Genomic DNA, 13790 nt, shown 5'->3' on the forward strand with positions numbered 1-13790 from the left:
ACCGGCGAGGTGCCGTGCCGGGCGCCGTGCCCCGGTGAACCTTTCCGGTCACAGCACTAGCGTCCGGTGCTGCCGTTCGCGAGCGCCCATTCGCGGTTCAGGGAGCCCAGCGGGATCTTGCGCTCGAAGGCGGGCGTGCCGAACAGGGACAGCTGGAGCTGGAGGTTCCCGCTGAGGTCGAAGCCGCCGTACAGGGCCCAGGCTCCGCTGACGGAGGTCTTGCCGTCGCTGGACGCGGCCGCCTTGACGTCGGCCTCGCCGCGCAGGTACGGGGCGAAGTCGCCGGTGACGCCGACGGCACCGTAGAGGCCGACGGACGCCTCGGCGCCGAGCGCGCCCTTGACCTTGCCGGCGGCGGTGACGGTCGCCTGGACCGGCGTGCTCTTCACGTTCGACGCGCTGACCGGGGTCCAGCCCTTGCCGAAGGCGTAGCTGCCGCCGACCTTGAAGTCGCCCTTCACGTCCTGCTGGACGTCGAGGGTGACCTTGCCGTCGGCCTCCACCTGGATGTAGCAGGTCAGGCCGAGGTTGACGACGACCGGCACCGGGCCGACCTGGATGACCGGGGAGGTGTGCAGCTTGGCGAAGGGGATCCGCCGGGGCCCTCCGGTGCTCGCTGCGGCGCGGCCTTGGAGCTTCCACTGCGAGGACCAGTCGCCGCTCATCCCGAGGAAGGCGCCGCGCGGGCCAGCGCCGCCGCCCTGGGTGCCGTCGTAGGAGAACTCGACCTGCGGGGCGAGCTGGACGAAGCCGGAGACGGAGGCTCCGGCCGAGGCGGGCGCGTCCGGCGCGGTGTCGACGGAGGCGTTCACGTCGAGCCGCAGGTTCCCGAGCGGCAGCTTCCCGCCCTCGGGGCCGAACTTCAGGCCGTCACCCTTGGCCCAGGAGAAGGTGACGCCCTTCATCAGGGGCTCCACGACGACCGTCGAGGGGTCGACGGGGACCTTGCCGTCGGCCTTGTCGTCGTTGAGGACGGCCGCCAGCGTCGTGGACGCGGTCTTGACCTCGGTGCCGCGGTCGGTCTTGCCGACGACCTCGGTGACCTTGGCGAGCAGGCCGTTCGGCGCGCCGGGCGCGGGGGCGCTGGCGATGACGTCGCCCGCGGCGACGGGCTTGTCGGCCTCGGGCGACGTGTCCGTCGACGGTGCCTTGGAGGGCCCCTTCGGCGGGGCCTTGGCTATGACGGCCCGGCCGGTCGCGGCGTCGTACGAGGCGACCTTGAGCGTGGACTTCTCGGTCCGGCCCTTCGAGCCGCCCCGGGCGACGGCCGCGGGCGTGGGTTCGCCCTGGGGTGCGGCGGCCACGTCCAGTTGCTGTGAGGTGCCGTCCGCGGACGGGGTGAGGGGGGCGGGGGCGGCCGGTTCGGCGGCGCCGGTGTGGGGTGTCGAGGCGCAGCCGGTGGCGGTGAGCGCGAGGGCGGTCAGACCGGGGAGGAGGAGGCTGCGGGCAAGCGTGCGCACGTGATGGACCTTCACATGGGGCAGGGGTGTGGGGGATTACCAATCGGTAACCGGAACCCGATCATGCCACGTGTGCGCGGTGACCGTCATGTCCGGATCGCGCCAACTCCCTTCGGCCGCATGGTCGTTGAAATTTCATGCGATGTCGCGGCCGAGCTGCCCGTCCCCCGGCGTCAGCGCAGGACGCCCGCCTTGGAGCCGTCTGTCAGCTTTCCCGACAGGTCCACCTGCGCGCCGGCCGGCGCCTTGACCGCAAGGCGGTTGCCGTTCGCCGAGCTGTTCACCCCGCCGCCCGACACCGACAGCGAGGCGAACTGCGCGCTCCCCGCCGCCAGGACGTACCACTGGCCCGCGCGGGACTTCCACAGCACGCCCGCCAGCACCCGCGGTTCCCGGGGCCCGCACGCGGCGGACCCTTCCGCGGCCGCCGCCTGCGCCACCGTGGCCGAGCCCGGCGCCAGGAACTGGGCCTGCACGCGGTCCGCCGCGCCCTGCCAGGTCTCGGCCCGGGTGCAGAGCCAGGCCGCCGTCCCGTCGCCCTCCGGCAGCGGCTGCTTGGCGTACGTCCAGGAGTTGACCGTACGGACCCCGTGCGAGCGGACCGAGGGCAGCAGGCAGGCGATCCGCGACCAGTCCGCCAGCTCGGCGGCCTCCGTCACGTTCCGCTCGGCCCCCGGCGCCCCCGAAGTGAGCCGGGCCGGGGTCAGCTCGCCCAGGTCGGTGATCAGCCGGGTGGCTCCGTCCCCGGTCAGGGCCAGGGCGTTCCAGCTCGTGCAGTCGCCCGTCGGAGCGGGTCCCGGCACCGGCGGGGTCACCCCGTCCGGGGTCGTCTTCAGCACCGTCGGCTGACCGCCGGGCTTGAGCAGGTCCCGCAGGGCCGCCCCCGTCACCCAGGGTGCCGTGAGATAGCGGACGTTGCCGTCGACGCGGCTGACGACCAGCGCGGTCGCGGTGTCCGCCGAGGCGCCGTCGGTCCGGGCGAAGTCCAGGGCCGCGCCCGCGGAACCGGAGCGCGGTTCGGCGTAGCGGACCACCCGCAGGCCGTCGTACAGCAGGACCACCACGGCCTGATCGACGGCGCCCGCGAACAGCAGCTGCGCCGGCCCCATCGGCGGCCCGGACGGGGTCCCCGGCGTGGCCGATACGACCACGGAGGACCCGGGCCGCGCCCAGACCGCCAGCGCCCGGCGCAGCAGCGCCGTGTCGTCCGCACGGTCCCCGCGGGCCGGCCAGGTCGAGAAGTCCGTACGGGAGGACGTGTTCCACAGCGCGGGCGCGGCCCGGACCAGCTCGGCGGGGTCCAGGGCCCGTTCGGCCGCGGCGTTGCGCGCGTACGGCGGGGCGGCGGCCCCGTCCGAACCCCAGCCCCCGCCGGGCAGCGCCAGCAGTGCCCCGCACACGGCGAGGGCGGCCCCCGCGGCCAGCGCGGCCCGCGAGAGGCGGCGGCGCCGGAGCAGGTCGGTGGGGCGGGCCTGGAGCACGCACGGGTCGAACTCGGGGGAGGCGAACAGGGCGTCGTTCGCCGGGTCCCCGGACTCCCGGACCGCGGCGGCCGGGTCCGGGACGCCGGCCTCGTCGAGTACCCGGACCACCTCCGGCTCGGGCAGCCGCTCCAGGGCCCGCAGCACGCAGGCAGCCCGGCCCGGCCCGTCCAGGGTGGCCAGCCACTGGTCGAGGGCGAGCTCCTCGGCCCCGCCTGAGCGGGGGAACAGCCGCAGGCCCCACACCTGCGGCAGCGCCGGCGGGAGCTGCGCGCGCCGGGGCAGTGCCCGGAACGTCAGCGGGAGTCCCGCCTCCAGGGCCGCGCGGAGCACCCGCAGCCGGACGTACGCGTACCCGGAGTCCTCCGGGCCGCCGCGCTGCCCCGGGACCCCGCCCTGCACGGCGGCGACGCCCGCCGTCGCGTCCCGCCGCCCGCGCGGCAGCGCCCGCTGGACCAGCGAGTGGGCGGTGAGCACCCGCCGGTTGCGGCCGAGGGTGGGGGGCAGCACCAGATAGGCGAGCCGCACCAGCCGCGGGTAGTGCTCGACGATGGCGGCCTCGGCCTGCTCGACGTCGGGCGGCACGGCGGCCGCGGGGGGCTGGGAGCGGGTGGCGGTATCCGGCGCAGTCACGTTCAGCAGAACGAGCGAATCGTCGGATGGTCACCCGTCCGCCGTCCTCCGGGTGGCTCAGGCCACCAGGCGGGCGCGGAGCGCCTCGACCGTCTCGTCCGGCACGCCGAGGCCCTCGCGCACGTACTTCTCCATGGAGCCGTAGCGCGTCTCGACCTCGTCGAGGGCGGCTTCCAGGTAGGAGGGGAAGACCCCGATCAGCGCGAGCGCGATGTCCGGGTTGCCGCCGGCCGCCGTGAAGCCCTCGATCATCGGGGCGAAGGCCTGCTTCACCGCCGGGTTCACGGAGAGGTATTCGGCCATCAGGGTCTCGTCGTCCGCGCCGAGCAGCGCCAGGATCACCGTCGCGCCCCAGCCGGTGCGGTCCTTGCCGGCCGTGCAGTGGAAGAGCAGCGGGCCCGCCTGCGGGTCGGCGGCCTCGGTGAGCAGCAGGCGGTAGGCGGCCTGCGCGGATCCGGAGTGCACGAAGGACCGGTAGGTGTCGGCGAAGAGGGCCTGCGCCTTGCCGCCGCCCAGGTGCTCCTCGGCCACCACCGGGTCGGCGAGCAGGTCCTTGAGCTGGGCGGCGGCGGGCTTCTTGCCGGCCTCGCGCAGCTTGTCCGCGAGGACGTCGGCTACCAGGAGCCGGGCCCCGGCCGGTATGCGGTCGGGGTGGTCGGCGCGTTCCGCGTCGGTGCGGAGGTCGATGACGGTGCGCACGTCCAGCGCCGCCACCACCGTGTCGGCGTCGAGGTCGAGCCGGTCGAGCTGGCCGGAGCGCAGGACCAGGCCGGGCCGGACGGTGCGGCCGCCGGAGAGCGGGGTGCCGCCGAGGTCGCGGAGGTTGGCGACGGTGGTGGACGGGGTGGCGGTCATCGTGGCGGCTCCAGCGGTGTTCGAGTTGCTCGTGTCATGCGGCGATGCGGTCGTGTGGCTGCGTGGTCGTGCGGTCGTGCGGTCGTGCGGCTGTGCAGGGCTGCGGTCGGGTGGCGGTAGGGAGATTCAGGCCATTTTCTGATGCTTCGTACCGCAAAGACAATCGAGGGTCAGCGAGAGCCCTGTGCCGATCGCGAGCGCCGCGAGGTGCCCGGCGTCGGTGAAGGTCCGGCCGCGCTTCAGTACGGGCGCGACCGCGAGCGCGAGCAGTCCCGCCCGGGCGGCCGTGCGGACGGTCCCGCGCGGCAGGGCGGAGGTCAGGGCGCCGAGGACGGCGTTGAATCCGTAGCTCGTCCCCACGTCCACGGCGCGCCGGGTCGCGGCATCGGTCGTCCGGCGCAGCGCGCCGTACACCAGGAGGGTGGCCGAGGCGTGCCCGAAGAGGAACACCGCGGCCGTCCACCACGCCCCGTACGCGTATTCGGCGTAACCGAGCACCGCGACCAGCAGCAGCGCGTAGGGCAGGGGCATCGGTTCCTCGACGACGAGAGCGCTGCTGAGCAGCGTCTCCCAGCGCCCGGCGGCGAGATTGTCGACATTCGTCGAGCAGTCCCGGAGCAGCCGCTCCCGCTCGGCGGGTCCGGTGCGCGCCAGGGCGTAGGCCCCGAGCTGGACCCCGCCGGTGTACACCGCTCCCCATGGAATTGGATTCACATGCTCATGATCGGATAAGCCCCTGGTGGAGACCAAGGGGCCCCGTGCGAACATGTCCCGGCCATGTTCGAACACTTCGCGCCGCTGCGCGCCACCCGAGCCGCGATGTTCGCGGCCATGTGTGTCGCCCTCGGCGCGACGGGGCATTCGTACATGTCCGGGACGGATGTCCCCTACTTCGGCCTTCTGGGTGCTTTCGGGGTGATCTTCGGGCTGGCCTGGCTCGTCGCCGGGCGGCGCCGCGGCCCTGTGGGCATCACGGCCGCGGTGCTCTCCGTACAGGGCGTGCTGCACCTCGTCTTCTCCGGCAGCCAGGCGGCGTGGTCCGTCTCCGGGCCCGCCGCGACGCGGGGGCAGCACCACCTGCATGCCGCCGCCACCCCGGCCGGCCCCGGCACGGCGGATGCGGCGGGCGTGGCGGACATGGCCGGCATGGTCGATATGGCGGGCGCGGCCGGGCACGGCGGCGCCGGGATGATCACCGCGCACGTGCTCGCCGGGCTGCTCTGCGCCGCCTGGCTGGCGCGGGGCGAGGCCGCCGTCTTCCGGCTGGCCCGGGTCCTGGGCGCCGCGGCCCTGCACGCCGCCCGGCCGCTCGCCCGCGCGCTCGACCTGGTGCGGGCCCGGGTGGCCGTGCCGCCGGCCCCGCCCGTGTTCCGCGCCCCGTTCCCCCGGCCGCGCCGGCTGCGCGGGGCGGTCCACGCCCACGCCGTGGTGCGCCGCGGGCCGCCGTGGAGCGGCAGTGCCTTCCGTTCCACGGCCCCCGGCCGTCCTGCCCACGCCTGATCTGCTGATCTGCTGATCCGGCGTACCTCCACGGCACCCGTGCGAGGGGAGGCGAGACCTGGGGCCGCCGTCCCCATGCCTTCGCCGACACCGAGGACCACCATGTCCCTTGAAGAAGTCCAGGACGTCCGTACCCCGGACGCCGAACCGCCCGCCGCCCCCAGGAACCGCGGCGGCAACTGGGCCGCCGTACGCCCGCTGCTCCTGCGCATGCACTTCTACGCGGGCCTGCTCATCGCCCCGCTGCTGTTCCTCGCCGCCGCCACCGGGCTGCTGTACGCCGCCTCCTGGCAGGCCGAGAAGATCGTCTACGCCGACGAGCTGACCGTCGCCCGCGTCGGCGACGCCGCCCTCCCGCTCAGCACCCAGGTCGAGGCCGCCAAGGGCGCCGCACCCACGGGCGAGGTCGTCTCCGTGTGGCCGGGCCCCGACGCCGAGGCCACCACCCGGGTGATCATGGAGAGTCCGGGCCTCGCGGAGGGCGAGACGCTCACCGTCTTCGTCGACCCGTACACCGCCGAGGTGCGCGGACAGCTCACCACCGTCGGCGACGCGCTGCCGCTGCGGGCCTGGCTGAGCACCTTCCACGCCGACCTCCAGCTCGGGGAGTTCGGCCGCAACTACAGCGAACTCGCCGCCAGCTGGATGTGGGTGGTCGCGCTCGGCGGCCTCGCCCTGTGGATCGGCCGCCGTCACAAGCGTGCCTCGCAGCTCGTCCTCCCGGACCGGGGGGCCACCGGACGGCGCCGGACCCTGTCCTGGCACGGGGTCGTCGGTCTCTGGTCCGTCGCCGGACTCGTCGCACTCTCCGCCACCGGCCTGACCTGGTCGAAGTACGCCGGTGAGAACATCGGGCAGCTCCAGGACAGCCTCGGCGGTGCTACTCCCGCCGTCTCCGCCAAGCTGAAGCCGGGCGGTGAGGCCGGCGGCGCCGACGAGCACGCGGGCCACACCATGCCCGAGGGCACCGAGATGCCCGCGCCCGCGACCACCGCCGACGTCGGCCTCGACCGGGCCGTGGCCGCCGCCCGGGACGCCGGTGTCACCGAGTCGATCCGTGTGACCCTGCCCGCCAAGGGCAAGGGCTACGTGATCAAGGAGAACGACAAGCAGGTGCCGGTGCACTTCGACACCGTCGCCGTCGACCCGGCCGACGCCCGCGTGATGGACGAACTGCGCTTCGCCGACTACCCCGTGCTCGCGAAGATGACCCGCTTCGGCATCGACCTCCACATGGGCCAGACCTTCGGGCTCGCCAACCAGATCGTGCTCGCCGCGCTGGCCGTCGGCGTGATGTTCCTCGTCTTCTGGGGCTACCGCATGTGGTGGCTGCGCCGGCCGACGAAGGACCGCACGCTGTCCGTGGGCCGCGCGCAGCCGCGCGGTGCCTGGCGGAAGCTGCCCGTGACCGTGGTGCTGCCGCTGGCCGCGGTGACCGTGCTCGTGGGCTGGTTCATCCCGCTGCTCGGGATCAGCCTGGCCGCCTTCCTGGTGGTGGACCTGCTGCTCGGTCTCGTGGCACGCCGCCGGGCGGCGGCCGGGGCCACCGCCGCGTAGCGCGGCTGAGGTGACAGCGGTGGGCCCGTACTCCCGGGGGAGTACGGGCCCACCGTCGTTCCCGCGTGGTTCCCGGCCGGTCAGGGGGCGTACTTGTAGCCCACCCGGCGCACCGTCTGGATGGCGCCGCGGTGCGCCCCGCCCAGCTTGCGCCGCAGCCGGGCGATGTGGACGTCCACGGTCCGGCCGTCGCCGACGTGGCCGTAGCCCCAGACCGTGGTGACCAGCTGGTCCCTGCTGTGCACCCGGTGCGGGTGCTCCACCAGGTGGGCCAGCAGCTCGAACTCCAGGTACGTCAGGTCGAGTACGCGGCCGTCGACCTCGGCGGTGCGCTGCGCCGCGTCGATACGGATCAGGGCGTCGCCCCGGCCGGGGGCCGGAGCTGCGGCGACCGGCTGGGCCGCGGGTGCCGGGGGTGCCGAGGCGGCCACGGCCCGGGGGACGAAGCCGATCGGCGGCTCCTGGTCCGCCGGTACGAGGACCAGGTAACCGACCATCGGCGGCCGGCCCGGCAGCGCCGGAAGGGTGTGCTGGGGCGCGGGCAGCCAGGTGGCACCGGGCGGGAGGAGGTCCACGACACGGGCCACCTCGTCACGGTCCACGGCGCGCAGCCGGGTGCGGGGACCGGGGCTGGGCGGATAGGTCGGGGAAGCGGTCGCAGCGGAGGTCAGGGAGCGGGGGTTCGCCATGAGTGGTCAGCTCTTTCACGCGGAGTGGCCGGCAGGAGACGTACGTGCGTCATCGATGTCGTACCGCGCAGACCGAAGGCCCCGGAGGAGCTCGGAGGAGAGGTCCCGGAGGCTTTAGAGGGCCGGCGCGTTCTTCGCGCGGCAACACTCACGATCGAAGTCGTGGTCCTGACGGGACGGCCAGAACGGCTCGAGGTCGCTGCGACCTGACGAGGTGTGCGGGTGGCTGGCCATGGCCCCATTCAAGCAGAAGCAATGCCCCCGGGGCAGGCCGCGTCTCGGATCCTGGATCAAGATCTCATCATCCGGTCCGGATGCCGGGCATACCGGGACAATGCATCAACGTGCCAATCGCTTTTGCCGGTCCAGTCCCGTCACGCGTATCGCATCGTGGGCAGAACCTCCGCACGCCCACATGGCGTTGTCCCGGGCCGCACCGGAGGTCTACGGGGTGTGGCGCTCCGGATCGAGCGACGGTGCGGTGGGGGGCGGCTGGTGGGGCGGGAAGTCGAGCCGCTCCCAGGCCGGGCCGGTGTCCCAGTCCTTCTCCCGGCGGGCCCACCGCGCCATGACGGCCACCACCTCGGCCGCCGTGGGCAGGTACGCCTGGAAGTGCCGGTCGGCGGAGCCGTCCCGGTGCTCCAACTGGTAGTCGTCGCCCTCGTCGTGCCACACCTGTATGTACTCGTCCGGATCCGCCGTCAGCCGCTCGACGATGACGAAGTGGTCCCCGTCCGCGCCGATGCGCGCCACGAGGTCGGACAGCATGCCGAGCGCGGGCCGGGCGTAGGACTCGCCGCGCTCCGTGTGGATCCTGATCGCCAGCATGGGGACACCGTCCCACCCGGCACCGACAACGCCCGCCGGGCCTCGGGGGCGCGGCGGGCGTTGTCGGTGTCCGGGGGAGCGGCGGCCGTCAGGCCGGGCCGTCAGGCCGGGGTGTCAGACCAGGCCGTCCTTCTCCAGGCCGGTGCAGCAGGTGTCCGTGATGAGGCGGGTCACCACGTACGGGTCCACGTTCGCGTTCGGGCGGCGGTCCTCGATGTAGCCCTTGCCGTCCTTCTCCACCTGCCACGGGATGCGGACCGAGGCGCCGCGGTCCGAGACGCCGTAGCTGAACTCGTTCCACGGGGCGGTCTCGTGCAGGCCCGTGAGGCGCTCGTCGATGCCGGCGCCGTAGTTCTTCACGTGGTCGAGCGGCTTGCTGCCCTCGCCCAGCGCCTCGCACGCCGAGATGATCGCGCGGTAGTCCTCGCGCATCGACTTCGTGGAGAAGTTGGTGTGCGCGCCCGCGCCGTTCCAGTCGCCCTTCACCGGCTTCGGGTTCAGCGTCGCGGAGACGTTGAAGTCCTCGGCGGTGCGGTAGAGCAGCCAGCGGGCGATCCACAGCTGGTCGGAGACCTCCAGCGGGCCCAGCGGGCCGACCTGGAACTCCCACTGGCCGGGCATGACCTCGGCGTTGATGCCGGAGATCTCCAGGCCCGCCGCCAGGCAGTGGTCCAGGTGCTTCTCGACGATGTCGCGGCCGAAGATCTCATCCGAGCCGACGCCGCAGTAGTAGCCGCCCTGCGCGGCCGGGAAGCCGCCCACGGGGAAACCGAGCGGACGGACCCCGTCGAAGAAGGTGTACTCCTGCTCGATGCCGAAGATCGGCTCCTGGCCGGCGAACTTCTCGGCGACCGGACGCAGCAGCGCGCGGGTGTTCGACTCGTGCGGAGTCATGTCGATGTTCAGGACCTCGCACAGCACGAGGACGTCGTCCCCGCCGCGGATCGGGTCCGGGCAGGAGAACACCGGGTTGAGCACGCGGTCGGAGGCGTGGCCCTCGGCCTGGTTGGTGCTCGATCCGTCGAAGCCCCAGATCGGCAGCTCGGCGCCGTCGGCCAGGATCTTCGTCTTGGAGCGAAGCTTCGCCGTCGGCTCGGTGCCGTCGATCCAGATGTACTCAGCCTTGTAGCTCACGGGCCCATCCTCAGACTCTGCGGGTGCTGCCGGCCGCTGCTTCATCGCTGCGGTGTTGACCGCAGCGTGCCCGCCCGCCATTTCTCCTCCGTTGCCCGTGTGTGAACCCCGTGTTACCGAGGTTTACGCCGCTGGTCGCGCCCCTTGTGCGGGTTGGCTGCCGAGCACCCGTCCGGGTGCGGCAGACTGGCCGCGTGAGCATTTCGTCTGATTTGAGCCCCGCCGCAGACCCCGCCCCGACCCCCGCCGGCCAGGCCCCCGCCGGCCCGCGCCCCCGGGTCGGCCTGCTGGGCACCGGCCCCTGGGCGCACCGCACCCATGCCCCGGCCCTCGCCGCGCACACCGGATCCGAGTTCGCCGGAGTGTGGGGCCGCCGGCCCGAAGCCGCCGCGGAACTGGCGCAGAAGTACGGCGTGAAGGTGTACGAAGACCCCGACGAGCTGTTCGCCGACTGTGACGTCGCCGCCTTCGCCCTGCCGCCCGACGTGCAGGCCCCGCTGGCGGTGCGCGCGGCCGCCGCCGGCTGCCACCTGCTGCTCGACAAGCCCGTCGCGACCACGCCGCAGGACGCCCGGGCCGTCGCCGACGCGGCCGACCGCCACAAGGTCGCCTCCGTCGTCTTCCTCACCCTGCGCTTCGCCGAGCCCACCGCCGGCTGGGTCGCCGAGCAGGCCGCCCGCACCGGCTGGTTCACCGCGGCCGCGCACTGGCTCGGAGCCGTCTTCCCGCCCGACGGAACGCCCAGCGCCTACGCCGACTCGCCCTGGCGCAAGGCCAAGGGCGGCCTGTGGGACGTCGGGCCGCACGCCCTGTCGGTCCTGATCCCGATCCTCGGCGACGTCACCGAGGTCAGCGCCACCTGCGGCCCCTCCGACGTCGTCCAGCTCGCGCTGCGGCACGCCTCCGGCGCGGCCAGCACCGCCGTGCTCAGCCTGGGCGCGCCGCGCGCGGCCGTCGGCGTGGGGCTGGAACTGCGCGGTACCGAGGGCGTGCACGCACTGCCCGGCTGGAGCGACGTACCGGGCGCCTACGGGCGGGCCCTGGACGCGCTGCTCACCGCCGCCCGCACGGGCGTGCCTGATCCGCGCGGCGCGGACTTCGGGGCCAGGCTGACGGAGATCCTGGCGCAGGCGGAGGCGCAGCTCCCCAGGTGAGGCGCAGCCCCCTGTCCGAGGTGCGACGTCCTATTTGATGAGGGCGTTGGCCACGATGATGGCGAGGCCGATGGCGGCATCGGCCAGGCCGAACAGCAGGGCCCGGCCGAGCCGGTGGCCGACCCGGAGGGCCACGAGCACGCCCCAGCCGAACAGCAGGGCGGTGTTCAGGCCGAGTCCGCCGGCCGTCACGTCGTAGGCGTCCCAGTCGCCGAGGCCCGCGGCGGTCAGCAGCAGCACGGTCGGAAGAGTGGCCACGACCAGGGGCCACTCGTCCCACAGGGCCCGGGCCAGGAGCCGCCAGCGGTGCCCGTGCCCGCCGGGGTCCTCCCGGTGGGAGGCCATGTGGTGCGCGTAGCCGTGCGCGAGCCCCGCCGTTGCCGCTGTCACCAGGACCCAGCTGGCGTCGTAGAACGGGGTGAAGTCCTCGCCGTCCTGGTTCAGCGCGGCGATCAGGGCGCTGGCCAGGACCGTCCCGTAGACCCCGCCGAACATCCAGTCGGTGTGCCGGTGGGACGGGTGGGGTGAGTGGGGCGGGCGAGTGGTCAGGCCTTCTTCCTGCGGCTGCGGCTGCGGCTGCGGGTGCGGCTGCTGCTCGGTCACGACTGAGTCCTTCGGTGTGGTATGTCCTTATTTCGGCACTCCGGCCACCCTACGAGAACCGAGGGTGGGGACGATGTGAAGACCCCGCAGCCCCCGCAGCGGCCGCAGACCCCTCGCTACCCGCCCGCCACCGCCCGGCGGACCACCTCCGCCAGGACGTCCAGGGCGCGGGTGAAGCCCGAGTCCGGGGGCGCCGCGTAGCCGACGACCAGCCCCTCGCGGGGCGGCGCCGGGTCGGCGGCGGGGTGCCGGTAGGAGGAGAGGCCGTCCAGGGCCAGCCCCGCCGCACGGGCCGCCGCGAGCGCCCCGGCCTCACGCCCCGGAGGAAGCTCCACCACGGCGTGCAGCCCCGCCGAGATGCCGGTGACCCGGACCTGCGGGGCGCGGGCGGCCAGTACGGAGACCAGCTGGTCGCGGCGGCGCCGGTAGCGCAGCCGCATCCGCCGCACGTGCCGGTCGTACGCCCCGCAGTCGATGAAGTCGGCGAGGGCCAGCTGGTCCAGCGCGCTCGCCCAGGACTCCCGCAGTCCCTTCGCCGCTAGTACCTCCTCGACCAGGGTGTCCGGGAGGGCCAGCCAGCCCAGGCGGAGCGCGGGGGAGAGGCTCTTGCTGAGCGAGCCCGCGTACACCACGTGCCCCGGGGCCAGGCCCTGCACGGCGCCGACCGGTTTGCGGTCGTACCTGAACTCCCCGTCGTAGTCGTCCTCCACGATCACACCGCCGGTGGTACGGGCCCACTCCGCGGCCGCGGCGCGCCGGGCGGGCTGCAGGTGCCCCCCGGTCGGGAACTGGTGCGCCGGTGTGAGCAGCAACGTACGCGCCCGGGAGGGCAGTTCCCGCGTCCGGGCGCCGTCCTCGTCGACCGCCACCGGGTGCGGGCGGACCCCGGCGGCGTCGAGAATGCCGTGGTGGAAGGGGAGTCCGTACGCCTCGACGGCCCAGTCCCGGGGCCGCACGGACGCGAGGAGCCGCAGCCCGTTGGCGAAGCCGGAGCAGACCACGATGTTCTCGGGGCCCGTACGCACGCCACGCGTCCGGGACAGATAGCCGGCCAGGGCCCGCCGCAGCTCCGGGCGGCCCCGCGGATCCCCGGGCCCGAAGGCCTCGGTGGGCGCCCCGGCCAGCGCCCGCCGGGCGCTGGTGGCCCAGGGACCCCGCGGGAAGGAGGCGGGGTCGGGCTTGCCCTGGAGCAGGTCGAACCGGGGCCGTTCGGGCGAGGGCCCGGCCCCGGCGGCCGGTGCGGGTACGGCTGCCACCCCCTCCGCGACCCGGGTTCCGGAGCCCTGCCGGGCCGTGAACCAGCCCTCGGCGACCAGCTCGGCGTAGGCGTCGGCGACGGCGTTGCGCGCCAGCCCGAGGTCGGCGGCCAGGGCCCGGTACGGCGGCAGCCGTGTCCCGCCGGCCAGCCGGCCGCTGCGCACGGCGTCGCGCAGCGCCTGGGCCAGTGCGGTACGCCGGGCACCCCCGGCGGGCAGCTCCAGGTGCAGGTCGAACCCGGAGCCGGAGCCGGAGCCCTTGCCGGGCCGCGAGTCGGAGCTCGACCTGGAGCCCGAGGCCGCGCCCGGGCCGGAGGGGGAGCCGGATCCGGAGGTCGCTCCCGGGTCCACGCCCGGGCCGGCGGCGGTTATGGGCGGGGCTCCGACGCGAAGACGGCGTGGGTGGCCGTCAGGAAGCGGCGGACGGTGTCCCGTTCGGCGGGGCCGAAGGAGTCCAGCACGCCCAGCACCCCGTCGATCAGGGGCCCGAAGAACTCCCGGCCCAGCCGGATCGCCGCGGGTTCCACCCGCAGCAGGATCCGGCGCCGGTCGTGCTCGTCGCGGACGCGGGCCACGTGGCCGAGCCGTTCCAGGCGGTCGATCACGGCGGTGGTGCCCGCCGAGTTGAGCCCGAGCCGGG

General features: G+C 74.4%; 13 protein-coding genes. 3 read left to right on the forward strand and 10 right to left on the reverse strand.

Features of this window, described 5'->3' with window-relative positions:
- Positions 1–56: 56 nt before the first annotated feature.
- From AAT21_RS03250 to AAT21_RS03265, 4 genes are all read right to left on the reverse strand, one after another.
- A complete protein-coding gene (locus tag AAT21_RS03250) occupies positions 57–1460 on the reverse strand; it encodes a hypothetical protein (RefSeq protein WP_079025452.1) in 1404 nt (467 codons plus the stop codon).
- A 173-nt stretch (positions 1461–1633) separates the two neighbouring features.
- Complete coding sequence (locus AAT21_RS03255) at positions 1634–3574, reverse strand: hypothetical protein (RefSeq protein WP_046775143.1); 1941 nt, start codon at positions 3572–3574, stop codon at positions 1634–1636.
- Positions 3575–3631: 57 nt separating this feature from the next.
- Positions 3632–4429, reverse strand: coding sequence for a tyrosine-protein phosphatase (locus AAT21_RS03260; RefSeq protein ID WP_046775144.1), 798 nt, complete (start codon positions 4427–4429; stop codon positions 3632–3634).
- A gap of 126 nt (positions 4430–4555) precedes the next feature.
- Complete coding sequence (locus AAT21_RS03265) at positions 4556–5143, reverse strand: rhomboid-like protein (protein WP_235438663.1); 588 nt, start codon at positions 5141–5143, stop codon at positions 4556–4558.
- A 63-nt stretch (positions 5144–5206) separates the two neighbouring features.
- On the opposite strand from AAT21_RS03265, the gene AAT21_RS03270 reads away from it, so the two are divergent.
- Entirely contained in the window at positions 5207–5929 is a 723-nt protein-coding gene (locus AAT21_RS03270; protein WP_052757625.1) for a hypothetical protein, read from the forward strand.
- 102 nt (positions 5930–6031) lie between these two features.
- Positions 6032–7486: a PepSY-associated TM helix domain-containing protein gene (locus tag AAT21_RS03275; protein ID WP_046775145.1), complete on the forward strand. Its 1455-nt coding sequence runs from the start codon at positions 6032–6034 to the stop codon at positions 7484–7486.
- Positions 7487–7566: 80 nt separating this feature from the next.
- Here the strand turns inward: AAT21_RS03275 and AAT21_RS03280 are convergent, their stop codons facing one another.
- The 3 genes from AAT21_RS03280 to glnII all read right to left on the reverse strand — a co-directional run bounded on the left by AAT21_RS03280 (position 7567) and on the right by glnII (position 10137).
- Positions 7567–8175: a winged helix-turn-helix domain-containing protein gene (locus AAT21_RS03280; RefSeq protein WP_046775146.1), complete on the reverse strand. Its 609-nt coding sequence runs from the start codon at positions 8173–8175 to the stop codon at positions 7567–7569.
- A gap of 444 nt (positions 8176–8619) precedes the next feature.
- Positions 8620–9003, reverse strand: a complete 384-nt coding sequence (locus AAT21_RS03285; RefSeq protein ID WP_052757626.1) for a hypothetical protein — start codon at positions 9001–9003, stop codon at positions 8620–8622.
- A gap of 114 nt (positions 9004–9117) precedes the next feature.
- A complete protein-coding gene (glnII, locus tag AAT21_RS03290; protein WP_046775147.1) occupies positions 9118–10137 on the reverse strand; it encodes a glutamine synthetase in 1020 nt (339 codons plus the stop codon).
- A 200-nt stretch (positions 10138–10337) separates the two neighbouring features.
- Between glnII and AAT21_RS03295 the strand changes: the two genes are divergently transcribed.
- A complete protein-coding gene (locus AAT21_RS03295) occupies positions 10338–11291 on the forward strand; it encodes a Gfo/Idh/MocA family protein (RefSeq protein WP_412180299.1) in 954 nt (317 codons plus the stop codon).
- 30 nt (positions 11292–11321) lie between these two features.
- Here AAT21_RS03295 and AAT21_RS03300 read toward each other — a convergent pair whose 3' ends face one another.
- The 3 genes from AAT21_RS03300 to AAT21_RS03310 all read right to left on the reverse strand — a co-directional run.
- Positions 11322–11894 carry a hypothetical protein gene (locus AAT21_RS03300; protein WP_235438664.1) on the reverse strand — a complete coding sequence of 191 codons (573 nt, stop codon included), beginning with the start codon at positions 11892–11894 and terminating at the stop codon, positions 11322–11324.
- Positions 11895–12010: 116 nt separating this feature from the next.
- Positions 12011–13375, reverse strand: coding sequence for a MocR-like pyridoxine biosynthesis transcription factor PdxR (gene pdxR, locus AAT21_RS03305; protein WP_079025453.1), 1365 nt, complete (start codon positions 13373–13375; stop codon positions 12011–12013).
- A gap of 143 nt (positions 13376–13518) precedes the next feature.
- Positions 13519–13790 (reverse strand): MarR family winged helix-turn-helix transcriptional regulator (locus AAT21_RS03310; RefSeq protein ID WP_235438665.1); only part of this gene is annotated, 272 nt, incomplete at its 5' end.

This window comes from Streptomyces yangpuensis (genome assembly GCF_001005295.1).
Lineage (GTDB): Bacteria > Actinomycetota > Actinomycetes > Streptomycetales > Streptomycetaceae > Streptomyces > Streptomyces yangpuensis.